At 61.9% G+C, this 15,047-nt stretch carries 4 protein-coding genes; all 4 read left to right on the forward strand.

Annotated features, from left to right (window positions below):
• On the forward strand, nt 1-1,978 hold a 1,978-nt coding region (locus tag ASG87_RS07295), incomplete at its 5' end, for a condensation domain-containing protein (protein WP_235499589.1).
• Between the two features lie 2,592 nt (nt 1,979-4,570).
• A complete protein-coding gene (locus ASG87_RS07305) occupies nt 4,571-8,206 on the forward strand; it encodes an amino acid adenylation domain-containing protein (protein ID WP_157510940.1) in 3,636 nt (1,211 codons plus the stop codon).
• Between the two features lies 1 nt (nt 8,207).
• The gene (locus ASG87_RS07310) at nt 8,208-10,670 is read left to right on the forward strand and encodes a condensation domain-containing protein (RefSeq protein ID WP_056003091.1); all 2,463 of its coding nucleotides are present in this window, start codon (nt 8,208-8,210) and stop codon (nt 10,668-10,670) included.
• 30 nt (nt 10,671-10,700) lie between these two features.
• On the forward strand, nt 10,701-15,041 hold the full coding sequence (locus tag ASG87_RS07315) for a non-ribosomal peptide synthetase (RefSeq protein ID WP_056003093.1): 4,341 nt from the start codon (nt 10,701-10,703) through the stop codon (nt 15,039-15,041).
• Nucleotides 15,042-15,047 lie beyond the last annotated feature (6 nt).

Genomic DNA, 15,047 nt, shown 5'->3' on the forward strand with positions numbered 1-15,047 from the left:
TGGGGAGCTGGAGTTCCTGGGGCGGCTCGACCATCAGGTCAAGCTGCGTGGTTTCCGCATCGAGCTGGGCGAGATCGAACATTGCCTGCGGGCGATCGATGGCATCCGCGAACTGGTGGTGGTAATCCGCCATGCATCCGATGGTTCGCAGCGCCTGGTCGCCTATCTGGTTGCCGACCACGAGAAGCTTAGTGACGCCCAGGTCATGAGGCACGCGGCTGCAGGACTGCCTGCCTACATGGTGCCTCAGGAACTCGTCTGGCTGAGCACGCTGCCAAGAAACAACAGTGGCAAGATCGATCGCGCTCGTCTGCCCGAACCGGTGCGACTTGTCGCGCCACTAGGCCGCGCGCCAGGTACGCCTGCCGAGTGCATGGTTGCCGAGGTGTTTGCAGATGTGTTGCGCCGCGAGGTGGAACAGGCCAGCGATGATTTCTTCGCCTTGGGCGGAGATTCTATTTCGGCAGTCCGGGTGGTCTCGGCGCTGCGCCAGCGCGGCTACCGCCTCTCGGCGCAAAAGCTGTTCGAACTCCACAGCGTTGAACGAGTGGCGCTTGCCCTGGAGGTCGAACAAGCGTCGATAAAGCAGCGACACGTAGGAGCATTGCCTCTGTCCCCCATCATGCACTGGTTCTTCGCTCAATCGTTCGAGCAGTCTGCGCATTGGAATCAAGTGCTGGACCTGGATGCGCCGGACCTGGATCCGGCCATGCTGAAAGAGGCATTGTCGGTCGTGATCGATGCGCACGACATGCTGCATGTCCGGTATCGCCAGGAAGGTGGGCGCTGGTTGGCCGAGGTTCCAGTTGATCGTCTCCCTGTCCAATTGACTCAAATCGACCTGGATGGGACGGGCGAGGCCGAACGCGAACACGCCATGCGCGAGGCGTTGGCGCGTGCACAGCGCCAGCTCGATCTGGAGCAGGGCATTCTTCAACGAGCATTGCTGTTTACACGTGGCGGCAAGGTGACCCGGCTGTGTCTGGTCCTGCACCACTTGGCTAGCGACGTGATTTCGATGGGGCTGTTGACCGAGCAATTGAACCAAGTACTCGCGGCATTGGTGCAGTCCAGGCCGGTACCGGCTCTGGATCCGGGCGCCAGTTACGCGGCCTGGACGCAGTACCTGCACATGCGCTTGCAGGAATCCGATCCGATTGTTTCGAGCGTTGCCGCCGTATCGCCTGCTTCCGGCGTACCTCCGGAGGACATGGCCCTTGAAAACGAGTCCAGACAGTTCAGTACGCAGTTGGAAGCGGCCTTGGTTGCTCCGGTCGTAGAGGCCGCACAGCAGAAACTCAATGTCGAAATGCCGGACCTGCTGCTGGCCTGCCTGCAATCAGCGTGGCTGGATGCGAGAGGCGAACCTGCTCCAGCGATTTCATTGGAGGCGCACGGTCGGCACGTGCCCGAGGACGCACCGGATGTATCCCGAACGCTGGGCTGGTTCACGACGTTGCAGACCATTCATGCCGACCCTTCCGCTGATGCCGCGATCGATACGACAAGGACATTGGTCTACGTGAAGGAAGCGCGCAGGCGCCATCCCTTCGCGGGCTTGGACGAGGGGCTCGATTGGTTGCGCAATGGGCGGGTGCCATCATCGTCGCGCGGTGTGTTGTTCAACTACCTGGGCAGCATCGACATTGCCGCCAACCGTGCCATGGGCCTGCTGACGCCGCGACTGTCGGACTTTGCAGACCTGCATGGCCCGGACAACCATCGAACGCATTTGCTCGACTTCACCGCGTCGCTGGTCGATGGCGTGTTGCATGTGCTTTGGACCTATGTACCCAGGCAGCTCAGCGAAGCAACGTTGATTCGGCTGGATAGCGCGTTTCGTCGAACGTGGTCGCATTTGGGAGCATGTCTTGCCGAGGCCGATCAGGCTTTCACGCCATCCGATTTCCCCGAACTGGCGCTCGATTCCGATCAGTTGGACGACCTGCTGAGCGTCATCGCCGAGGACAACCCATGATAGCGATGACGCCGCGCCGGTGCGTGCAGTGCGGCTACGCGACAGGATTGATGACATGAGCAAGAACGACATCGAAAGCATCTATCCCTTGGCGCCGGTTCAGCAGGGCATGCTGTTTGCGGCCCTGGCCCGACCAGACCTTTTCATCGAACAAGTCGAGTTCGGCCTGGCTGGGGCGCTGGATGCAGCGATCCTGGAAGCAGCGTGGGGGCAGGTCGTTGCACGCCACCCGATGCTTCGCACCGGCTTTGTCTGGAAAGACCGGAACAAGCCCGTGCAGTTTGTGCTTAGAAGAGTGTCGGCACCGTTCCGTATGGCGAACCTGACCGTTGCGGCAGAACCGGATCGGGAATTGGAGGCTTTGCGCGATTCCGAGCAAAGAGCGGGCTTCAAATTGGGCCAAGCGCCACTGACGCGATTGCTCCTGGTACGCATGGCGCCGGACCACCATCGGATCGTATGGACGGTGCACCACATCCTGATTGACGGTTGGTGCAACTCGATCTTGATTGGAGATCTTTTGTCCTGCTACGCGGCGTTGAAGCAAGGCGTTTCCTGGAATCGTCCGCCGGCACGCCTCTACCGCGACTATGTGCAATGGCTCGGCAAGCGTGACCGCATCCAGGCCGAGCAGTTCTGGCGTAGATACCTGCTGGGTGCGACCACTGCCACAGCGCCAGGCCAAACAGGCAGGCTGCAAACGATGGCAGGTGGGCATCTGGTGCGTACCTGTGAACTCGATACTGCAACAGCCGAGCGCCTGGCGAAGGCTTTGCGTGCGCGCCATTTGACCTGGGCAAGTCTGTGCCATGCTTTGTGGGCCTTGGCATTGGCTTGGAGTTCGAGCCAGCAGCAGGAGGTGCTGTTCGGAAGCACCTTGGGAGCCCGCCCAAGCGACCTTGCGGGGATCGACGGCACGATCGGTCCATTCATCAGCTCCCTGCCGGTACTGGCGCGGCCGTTGCCAACCTCGTCGTGGCCGAGTTTTCTGGCAGGCCTTCAATCGGCGTTGCTGGGGATACGCGAGCATGGTTTTTGCACAACTGCCGAAGTGCACGGTTGGAGCCAAGTACCCGCAACCGCGCCGCTATTCCACACTTTGCTGGTATTCGAGAATTACCCGATGCCGGATTCGGAGGATCCGGCGCTCGACGACCAGCCGCGGCTGCTGACGCTGGATGGTGACGGCGCCCGCACACCTTACCCGTTGAGCGTCGTGATCGCCGCTGCCGATCGAGGGGTGCGAATCAAACTAGTGGCCGATGCGGCGCATCTGGACGACGCCGGCGTCGACAGCTTGTTACGCGCGCTGGTGTTGCTCCTCGGCCAGGCGGCATCTGCGATTGAGGCAGACAGGTCGCTTGGCGATTCGTTGTCCGACCTGGCTTCCGAACCGCTGCCGGTCTTTCAGTGGTCCGCCCATACAGACGGCGAAGCGGATCCGGGCTTCGACCCCGAGGCCGCTTGTCAGACAGATGTGGAACGCCGGATCGCCGCCATCTGGGCCAGAGTCTTTGGTGTCGACCGGATTGCCGCGAATATCGATTTCTTTGCCTTGGGCGGGCATTCGCTGCTGGCGACCGAATTGATAGACGCCATGCGCGCCGAAGTCGGTCTGAGCGTCAGCCTTTCCGAGCTGTTCGCGCATGCGAGCGTACGGGCATTGGCTGCGCAGGTCGGCGAGCGCCTCGCGTCCGATGTCCCCGATGCGGAGGGTACTCCCACATTGGCCCACGATGCGGCGGGCCGCCATGAGCCCTTCCTGCTGACGGATATCCAGCAGGCCTACTGGATCGGTCGCAGCGATGCGGTAAGCATGGGGAATGTAGCCACACATTCCTATTTGGAACTGGACGTGGCCGACCAGGACCCCGACTTCGATCGATTCGAAGCTGCGTTGGATGCTCTGGTGCGGCGCCACGACATGCTGCGCGCGATCTTCGATGCTGAGGGCATGCAGCGAATCCTGGCCGAGACGCCATCCTACGAAGTCAAGGTGCACGATCTGCGGCTGCTCAACCCCCAGGCACGTCGACTGGCCGTTGAACGGACTCGTGAACGCATGTCGCACGAGGTGTTGCCAGCGGATCGCTGGCCGCTGTTCGCGGTCGAAGTCAGTTGGCTCGCCGAACGCACTTTCCGGATTCACCTCAGTATCGACATGCTCATCGTCGATGGCGGCAGCCAGCAGTTGCTGATCCGCGACTTCATCGGCCTCCATCTGGGCCAGGCCGAGCATCTGCCCAAGCTACGCATAACCTTCCGCGACTATGTGCTGGCCTTGGACAAGCTCCGCGCCGGTCCGGGTTACCAGCGCGCCCGCCAATACTGGCTCGAGCGTGCTCCGAGCCTGCCGGCGGCCCCNTGGCCGTCGATCCGGCCAGCCTGCAGGCTCCTCGTTTCAGTCGTCGGCAGAAGCACTTTTCGATCTCGACATGGCAAGCGTTGGGCCAACGTGCACGTGCGCTAGGCATCAGCGAATCCACGCTGGTCTGTGGCCTGTATGCCGAGGTATTGCGAAGCTTCAGCCGATCTCCGTCGTTCTGCATCAACCTGACCCTGTTCGACAGGCGGCCCTTGCACGAGGACGTCGTGAACCTGGTCGGCGACTTCACTTCCACATCGATCCTGGAGTGCGCACCTGGTGAAGGCAGTGCTTTGGCAGATCGGCTGCGTGCGTTGCAGCAACGCATGTGGTCGGATATGGACCACAGTCTGTTCAGCGGTGTCGAGGTGCTGCGTGAACTGAATCGCCACCAAGGCGGTTCGCGTGCACAAATGCCAGTGGTATTCACCAGCGGACTGGTGTTCGCGGGGCAGGGCGCCGGACTAGGCGCCCTGGATGCCGGCCATCAGGAGGCGGGCGCCGGCGAGTCCTACAGCATCGGGCAGACCTCGCAGGTCTGGATGGACCTGATGGCACTCAACAGCGGTGGCGGCCTGCTGTTGTACCTCGATGCGGTCGATGCCTTGTTCCCGGCTGGCATGGTCGATGCGTTGTTCGAGGTCCTGTGTGGGCTCATCGAACGGATTGCTGTGGATGAGACGCTACTGACCCGGGTGAGGGTGGCGGAATTGCCTGCAGCCGATGCCGACAGCCGCCGCGTCTACAACGATACCGATGTCGATTGGGATATCCCTCCGCTGCATGGGCCGGCGTTGATGTGCAGTCACCGCGGGCCGGCACTACTTGGCGAACTGCGGACGATCGGCCATGCCGAACTTCGTCGATCCGTCGGCACACTGGCTGCAAATTTAAAGAGTGCCGGTGTCTGCCGTGGGGATGCGGTCGGCGTGATGATGCACAAAGGGGCGGAGCAGGTGCTTGCTTGCCTCGCGATCCTGAGTCTGGGTGCCTACTACGTTCCGGTCGACTCCCACCAGCCGCCGGATCGTCGCGAAGGTCTGCTGAGGCAGGTAGGCACCCGTACTGTATTGGTACAACCCGGGGCTGCTCAGGAAGGGATTCCGGACGGTGTGCTGCGGATCGACGTGTCCATGGACGTACCCGGCCCGCCCGCACCTGGCGTTCCGGAAAGCGCTGCGGATCCGAACGATCTGGCCTATGTGATCTTCACATCGGGTTCGACCGGAATGCCAAAAGGTGTGGCGATCGATCATCGCGGGGCTAGCAACACCTGCGTCGATGTCAATCGCCGGTTCGGCATCAACGCCGGGGACCGGGCATTGGCCTTGTCTGCGCTCAATTTCGATCTCTCGGTCTGGGACATGTTTGGCGTACTCGGTGCCGGCGGGGCCATGGTGATCCCGGACGCCGATCGCCTGCGTGAACCGGGGCATTGGCTAGACCTGATCTACCAGCACCAGGTTTCGGTGATCAATGCCGTGCCGGCGCTGGTGCAGATGCTGATTGACCACCTCGAAATCGGCCAGCTCAGGTTACCGGAATCGGTCCGTCTCATCATGATGAGCGGCGATTGGATTCCAGTGAACCTGCCGGCTCGTATCCGTGCTGTTTCATCTGCGGATATCCAATTGATCAGCATGGGGGGGGCTACGGAAGCATCGATCTGGTCGATCTGGTATCCGATCCAAGCGGTCCCGGCAAACTGGAAGAGCATTCCGTATGGCATGCCGCTCGCGAACCAGCGTTTTCATGTGTTGCATGCCGACCTCAGTCCGTGCCCAACGCATGTCGTCGGCGACCTGTACATTGGCGGCATCGGACTGGCCAAGGGTTACTTCGGCGATCCGGAACGAACGGCCGCGAGTTTCGTGGTGCATCCGGATACGGGCGAAAGACTGTATCGCACCGGTGATCTAGGGCGCTTCCTGGCCGATGGCATGATCGAGTTCCTGGGACGGGAGGATGGTCAGGTCAAGGTGCAAGGCCATCGCATCGAGCTCAGCGAGGTCGAGGCCAATTTGCTGGCGCATCCCGAGGTCCAGGAGGCTGCGGTTGATGCACGCGGCCAGGGAGCGGCACGGGCGCTGTACGGTTGGATCGTGCCGCGTGCGAGACCTCAGGAAGATGGATACGCACCGGCCCAGTCGTCCTTCGGGCCGGTGCTTGTCGATCCGGTCGAGCGCAGCTTGTTCAAGTTCCAGCGGCGTGGCGTGCGTTCGTCCAATGGCGATGTGCTGGTGTTTTCAGAGGACGATTCACGACGGCTGCTACCTGCACCGGTTTTGGACGAATCCGGTCAGCTTCGATTCGAGCAATTGGGGCAGCTCCTGTCCCGGTTTCGTGCTTATCCGATTACGGATGGCGGGTTGCCGAAATATTATTATCCGTCAGCCGGCAGCCTGTATCCCGTGCAACTCTACCTGCAGTTGAACGGTGATGCGGTTCCGGGAGTCGCTGGGGGTGGTTACTACTATGACCCGCATCAGCACGCCCTGGTCAAGGTCAGTGCCGAGGTCTCCGCAACGGCGCATATTTGCGTGCACGCCGTGGCCGAACTGGACGCGATTGCGCCGCTTTATGGTGATCTGAGCTTGGCTTTCAGTGAGCTTGAGGCGGGTTACCTGAGTGCCCTTTTGCCGCCGATCCATCATCACGGCTGCTGGCAGTCGCAGGTTGCCGGCAGCGACCTGCAGGCCGCGCTGGGACTGAGCACCAGCCAGCGGGCGCTGCGAAGCTGGGAGTGGCAGGCGAACACGCCGCTTGATCCGGACAGCCTAGCCAATCCAGACCTTGCCGGCATGTCTCTGTTCGCGCGCCAGAGCTTCCGTACGTTCGATGAGAGCACGCTTCCGGCAGTGGAGCTTTCCCTGCTGCAAGAAGCCTTGGCTGAAATCGTGGGCGTCGAAGCCCTGTTGCTCGTCAAACCGGGTCGCGTGGAAGGAGTGGCAGGGGGTCTGTATCGAGTCGATGGCGCTGCGCTGACGTTGTTGAGTGCCGACCACATCGCATTGTCGGAGGTGTTCGACGTAGGGGCGGCCTCGCTGTTTGGCAAGGCCGCCTTCGCCTGGTTCCTGGCCGGGGAGGACTCTCCCTCGGGCCGAATTCGCATCGGCCATGCGGCCGGCCGCTTGTCGGCCGCCGCCGCGGTGGCCGGAACCGGCTTGTGCGCGGTCGGTACCTTCGACTCCAGGCCCATCCAGTCTCTCGTCGATGCGTTGCAGCGGTTGGACGGAGGTACGCGGCTGGTCCAGCATGCCTTGCTGGGCGGCGGTGTTCCGGAGTCGGCCAAGTTGTCCCGGTCCGAGCCTGTTTCGGAAGGCCGCAGTGATCTTGCCAGTGCCATACAGTCCTTTTTGCGTACCCGCTTGCCCGACTACATGGTGCCCAAGACCTTGTTCCTGCTCGAGCGGATGCCCTTGAGCAGCAACGGCAAGGTTGATCGAAAAGCCATGGAGCTCCCTGAGCGACCGGTTGCCGAAGCGCAGACGGGTACGCCACTAGCCGACCGAATCGACATGGCGCTGGCTGCGCTGTGGGAAGAAGTGCTGGGCGTCCGACCGCACGCACGCGAGGACAATTTCGTCGCCCTGGGAGGCAATTCCATTTCCTTGGTACAGATATTCACCCGGCTGCGTGCCCACCATGGCGTGCAGGTCAGTTTGCGTCAACTGTTCGAGTCTCCGACCTTTGCTTTCATGCGCGAACTGTTGCTGCGCGCTGGGGGCGTCGGCGAGGCGCAAGGCCACGAGCATGCACTGATTGCACAATTACGCGAGTTGCGCCTGCGTCAGTGGTTGGCGCAGATGTCAGAGCGAGAGCTGGACGAGCGGCTTGGCGAACTGGCCCGGGAGGCCGAGTGACATGAACGCAGTCGTACGCGACTATTCCAGCCTGTGCCTGGAGGAAAAGCGCGAGCGCTTGCTTGCCGCCATGCTGCGTCAGGGTATCGATGCCCCGGAGAGCATCTTGATGCCACCCTCGCAGGAGCAGCTTCGCATGTGGTTCGCCACCCGCATGCAAGGCGCGGCAGGTGCCTATAACCTGTGTAATGCGATCCCGGTACCGGACGGCGTGCCGGTGACCTTCCTGCGCCGTTGCTTCGAGTATCTGGTGTGCCGCCACGGTATCTTGCGCAGCCGCTTTGTGGAGCGCGATGGTATGCCGTGGCTGCAGACCCTGCCGTTCGAGCAGTGCGGTTTTCAAGTCAGTGAGGAACCGGCCGGGGAGCGATCGCATCAGGACTGTGTGGCGGCAGTGATGGCGGTCGAGCGCGGCCATGCATTCGACCTCGCAAGTGAATGCCTGGTGCGCATTCGCTGGCTGGCCGATGCCGCCGGCGGCGGTACGCTGGTGGTCAACGTACATCACATCGTCACCGATACATGGTCGCTTGCGCAGTTTGCCGCCGAGTTCGGCAAGGTATTCGAGGCCTTCGCCGAAGGCCATGAGCCAGAGTTGTCCCCACTCGATGCCGGTTATCGGGACTATGGGCTTTGGCAGAAGCATTGGCTGCGTGGGATAGAAGCGCAGGCGCAGCTGAATTACTGGCGTCAACACCTGCATGGCATTCGGCCGCTGAACCTGCCCCAGAGCAGCCCTCGCCCGAGCGAGAAGGTCTGGTTCGGTGCCACCGTTCCGGTCGATCTGCCAAAGACCGTGGTGGCAAGGCTGGACGGAGTGCAGCGCGATATGGGCGTAACACGGTTTGCCCTGCTCTGCGCTGCAGTGTCGCTGGCCCTGCGCGCCATGGGAGGGCCTGAAGACGTGGTGCTGGGATCGTCCGTCTCGACACGCCGGGAGCCTCTGCTCGAACCGGTATTCGGGCTGTTCCTGAACCAGGTCGCGATGCGGTTTCAAATGGGCGCCAATCCAAGTGTCCGCGAGTACCTTGTGCAATCGGCACGGGTCACCCGCGATGCCTTGAATCACAGCGATCTGCCGTTCGGCGAGGTAGTCGCCGCCTTGTCGCCCGATCGTGATCCGTCTCGAAGCCCGTTGTTCGATGCCCTGGTCAGTTTGCAGAACACGCCGCGTTCGGCGCTGCAGGGCAGTGCGGGGCAATTCGCACCTGCCTGGGGGCAGGATCCGGCCAAGTTCGACCTTTCATTCTTTTTCGAGGAGGAAGGTGGGCAACTGATAGGCCGCCTGGTCTATGCCTCGAAATTGTTCTCTGCGCAGACCGGGCAAGCGATCGTCACTGCGCTTGCCACCATCCTCGCTGCCATTCCGGATGGTGGTGAGCAAACCCTGGTCCAGTTCCTTTCATCGATCGAAGGTCGCGTCACTATGAACACCACGCAGGTTGAGGGCGGCAATGTTTCCAGGTTCAAACGCGGCGAGCGCAAGGCTGTCGATCTCACGGCCTTGAGGCCGGTCGAGGAGTCGATTATGCCGGCCGGATTTCCCTATCTTTACCAGGCGCGCGAAGCGGGCCTGGATGCGCTAGGATGGATTCGGGGACAACAGCTACAGGTTGCGGAACGCCGACGTGAACACGGGGCGGTGCTGTTGCGCGGTTTCAAGCTGGCCGAGGTGGGGATGTTCGAGCGAGTCGTGCAACTGACGTGCGACCACGTGATCGCTGGTTATGGCGATTTGCCGGAGGAGAAAGGCACTGATCGCGTCTATGGTTCAACGCCGTATCCGAATAACCGGCGCATCCTTTTCCATAGCGAAAGCTCCCACATGGCCAACTGGCCGCTGCACCAGTTCTTTGCATGTGTGGTCGCGTCGGAAACCGGTGGCGAAACGCCAATCGTGGATGTCCGCAAGATCTACGATCAGCTCGATCCGATGGTGCGTGACCGGTTCGCCCGCCTTGGCCTGACCTATGTGCGCCATTTCATCCCGGGGTTGGATGTGCCTTGGCACGCGTTCTTCAAGACCCACGACCGCGCCGAGGTCGAGGCCATCTGCGCGCGCAGTGGCGCTACCTGCCAGTGGAAGCACGACGACATTCTGATGGTACGCCAGCCATCACAGGCGGTGGCCCAACATCCAGTTACCGGCCGGTGGTCCTTCTTTAACCAGATCATGTTGCACCACCCGTACTTTCTATACGAGGAGGAGCGTGAGGCATTGATCAGCCTGTATGGTGCGGAGAACCTGCCGCGTATGGTGACCTACGGCGACGGCAGCGAAATCGGTGAGGACATTCTGGCCGACCTTCTCGCGCTCTACGAACGCAACGAAGTGGCGTTCACCTGGCAAGCCGGTGATTTGCTGATGCTCGACAACATGAGCATCGCGCATGCGCGCAATCCCTTCAGCGGTGCCCGCAAGATCATCGTTGGTATGGGTGATCCGGTGGACGCGCGCGCCTGATCCCCACTTGCAGCGACAGCGAACCTCCTCATGACCGAAACGATATTCCGATTGTCTCCCCAGCAGGCTCGACAGGACGCACTGGCCCCAGAAGCCATGATGCGCCTTTGCCTGAAGTTTCCTGCGCCGAGGGAAAAGACTGAGGTGAGTGCAGCCATTGGCCGCCTGCTGGCCACGCACGAAATCTTGCGTACCGAAATCCGCAGCGTGCCGCAGGGACGATTCCAGTTTGTCCAGAGCCAGCTGGCAACAGAGCCTGAACCACTGGATGCACTGCAGGAGCATGTGCGCCCGCGATTCGGCTATGCGCTGGCGTGCAACGGAGCCGGCCAAGTCGAATCGGTCTGGATTGCGACACCGGCCATTCTGCTGGACGCACCGTCGGCGCCCATCCTGGCGCATCAGTTCAGTGTTGCCTTGCGCGGTGAGCTGGCGCCACCTTCGCTGCAATATGCGGATCTGTTCGATCCCGATACCCAGCTTGGTCAGATGCCACCGGCAGGCAAGGGTACGGCGACATCGACCCACTCGATGAAACAGTTGGATCTGAGCGCGATGCGTGCTGCGATCGCCGAACGGGCGAGCCGCTGGAGCGTCAGCGTCGGGGCCTTGCTGATGGCGATGGGAAGCGCTTGGCTGCACAAATTGGGCGCCTCGCACATACACCTCGGATTCGACGCTCGCCGTGATCCGGAGTTGGTGAACGTGCTGGGCCGGCTCGATCATGTAATTGCCTGGCTGCAACCTGAAAGCCAGGGCCTTCGCCTGCGTGGATTGGCTGCGCTGATTGAAGAGCGAATCAACCGCGAGGCGACCGCCGATGCTGCGTTGCGTGCGGAGATCGGCGCGCCCGCCACAGGGGTTTGCGAGGTCATCTGCTTCGAAGCGGATGCCGACGCCGTCCTGCAGGACTTGCACTTGCCTCTGGCTGGGCACGAGCATGGATTCCGTTGGCTCGATGACGGGCAGACGCTTCGCCTCCAGTGGCAGTTCCGTAGTGATCGCATGGAGGACGCACAGGCTGACTTGTTCGTGGCGGCTCTTCCAGGCTGGATCGATTCGGCGCTGGACCAGGCCGAGCTTTCGGGAATTTCGATGGCCTCGGCGGCGCTTGAGAACTGGTATGCCAGGCTGGGTCTGGATCATGAGTCGGCGCAAATGCGGTTCGACTCGCTCCCCGAAGCCATAGCCTATTGGGCGCGCACGACCCCGAGCGCCGTCGCGTTGATGAGCGTCGATCGACCTGTACGAACCTATGCCAGCCTGGGCGAGGAGGTTACGCGCCTGGGCAATGCTTTGCGCTTGCGCGGGATTGTGCCCGGCGACCGTGTGGCGGTGGCCATGGGGCGCACCGAGGCGCATCTGCTGGCCATGCTTGCGGTTATGGCAAGCGGCGCCATCTACGTTCCCATCGATCCTTCCCATCCAGCGGCACGGAATCGACGCGTGCTGGCCGATGCCGACGTCTGCCTGGTGCTCAGCGATGCACTGTCTCGCGATAGCGAACTGACCGCAGGGCTCGCCAGCAGTGACCTGGCATCGTTGCACTATCCGGACCTGGGGGCCGAGCCCATACCGCTGCCATCGCCACCGCCGCAAGCAGCGGCTTACTTGGTGTATACCTCTGGCACGACGGGCGACCCCAAGGGGGTGGCCGTCTCGCATGCTGCCGTGTGCGCCTATGCGCAATCCTTGCTGGCACGCTTGACCCCGCCGCCTGCGGCGTGCTTCGCTGCGTTGTCGACACTGGCGGCAGACCTGGGCTACACATCGGTATTCGCGGCCCTGAGCAGCGGCGGAAGCTATGCGATTCTGCCCGATGCAGTGATGCTCGATGGTAGCCGAGCGGCGCAGGCCATGAACGACTGGTCGGTCGATTTCCTGAAGATCGTGCCCTCGCATTGGCTTGCGCTTGATGAGCAGGCCAGGGCAGATGGTCGCGTCGGCATGCTCCCGAGGGCGGCCTTGATCTTCGGCGGGGATCGCCTGGACGATTCGATACTGACGCGGATACGCGCACGGGCACCAAGCTTGCGCGTGTTCAATCACTATGGGCCGACCGAAACGACTGTCGGTGTTCTTTTCGGCGAGGTGACGACGGAATCGTCGGGAGTACCGCTCGGGCGGCCGCTCGCGCATGTTGCGGCTCGGGTCATGGATGCCGCCCAGGAGCTGTGCCTGCCCGGCCAGGAAGGAGAGCTGGCGTTCTCGGGGCTTTCGGTGGCGCAAGGTTACTGGCGTCAGCCGTCGGCGACGGCCTTGCGCTTTCGTCCTGATCCATGGTCTGCTCAGGCTGGTGCACGTCTTTACCTGACTGGCGATTATGGCCGTGTCACAGGTACCGGAATGTTCCATTTCCTTGGTCGCAGGGACGAGCAGCTCAAGCTCGGCGGCCTGCGTGTCGACCTGGGCGAGGTGCAGGCGGGACTGAAATCGCTCCTGGGCGAAAAACCGGTCTACATACTGCCGGACACGCGTTCGGCACATACGCTGCTCCGTGCGTTCGTGCAATCGTCGTCGGCCTTGGATACAGCAGATGCCGCTGCGCGTCTGTATGACCTGCTGCCTAAACACATGCAGCCGGCAAGCATTGACGTGGTACCGGTCTTGCCTCTGACGGCCAATGGCAAGGTCGATCGGAGTGCCTTGCTGGCCATTGCCGATCGCCACGAGCAAAGCGCCATGGCTGCACCGGAGTCGGACACTGAATGCTGGCTGCGAAACCTTTGGGCGGAGTTGCTGGAGATCGATGTCTCCATGATCGGCCGACATTCGAATTTCTTCCGCATCGGCGGCCATTCGTTGTTGGCAGCCAGGATGCTGGCCCGTACCCGTCTGAAGTATCGGTGCGAGCTGAGCATCCGTGCTTTCTTCCAGCATGCGACGCTTGCACAGTTTGCCGGCCTGGTCGATGCGGCCGGCGATGCCGTCGTACAGGCATGGCTGCAGGCTGCACCTGCCCAGTTTTCGTATCCGTTGTCGCTGGGCCAGGAGCGGCTATGGAGCATCGCCGCTTCCGGCCAGGATGACCTTGCCTACAACAGCGCCTATGTGCTGCGGATCCGTGGCGCGCTAGACGAGGCCCGTCTGGTCGAAAGCCTCGAAACGGTGATGATGCGACACCAGCCATTGCATAGCCTGATCCTCACCGATGCCGATGGCCGCCCGCAGGCAGTCCCGCAGGAACGGTCCGCGGCAGTGCACTTTTTCGACGTACGCGGTCTTTCCGTTGGCGATGCCGATGGGCGCATTGCGGCCATCGGCGCCGACATGCGCGACCACCCTTTCCATCTCGACCGTGAACTGCCGATTCGGGTCGGGTTGGTACGTACGGACGAGGAAGCCTGGAAACTGCTGGTCGCCGTGCACCATGTCGCCTGGGATGGTTGGTCGAACACGGTATTCCTCAATGATTTGCTGCAGGTCTATGTGAGCGGCGTGCAGTCGTTGCCTGTCTTGCCGCTGCGCTATGGCGATTTTGCGTTGTCGGAGCGTGCGGCCGTCGGTCATGCCCGCATCGAGGCGTCCCTACGCTACTGGCAGCGACAGCTTGACGGCTTGCCCACGCTGGACTTGCGCGGTGTGGACTACGCGCGGCCGCGCTCGCCGTTCCAGGGGGGAGAGGTAAGTCGGGAGTTACCGGCCGACCTTATGCCCGTCATCCGGTCGCTTACTGAAGCCACGTCGGTGACGTGCTTCATGCTCGGGCTTGCCGCTTGGTACCTGACCTTGCATCGACACAGTGGCCAGGTCGATCTGGCCATAGGCACTTCTTCGGCAAACCGTTCCGATCCAGCGCTAGAAGGATTGGTCGGATTTTTCGTGAACCAACTGGTCCTACGCGTCGACATGGCAGGGGACCCCAGTTTCCTAGCTCTGTTGCAGCAAGTGCGTGGTGTCGTGCTTCAGGCGTTCGAGAACGATGCTGCGCCTTTTGGCATGGTGGTATCTCGGCTTGCCAATTTGCGCCGCCCCGGGCGGAGTCCGCTTTACCAAGGAATGTTCGTGATGCAGAGCATCACGCGACCGATGCCTCAGGGGAGTGGACTGGAATTGGAAATGGAAGCCAGTGGAATCGAACATGCCAAGTTCGATTTGACTCTCTATCTGCAGGAAACTGCGCCCGATCGGTTGCGGGCAGCTCTGGTCTACGACCACGGTCTGGTCCAGCACAAGCACGCCCAGCAAATTCTCGACGACTATCTCGACGCGTTGTCGTTTGTCGCAAATGAACCGTCGCAAACGCTTTCGGCCTGCATGCACCACCTCGATGTGCAGCGCGACCGACGCCTGGCCAGCAACAAGTTTCAGGGACTGCGCGCGCGTACCAGCCAGGGTGTCGCCGGAAACTTGCCCGAGACCATGTCGTAACACGGA

Origin of the sequence: Frateuria sp. Soil773, assembly GCF_001428405.1 — a bacterium.
Taxonomy (GTDB): Bacteria; Pseudomonadota; Gammaproteobacteria; order Xanthomonadales; family Rhodanobacteraceae; genus LMSL01.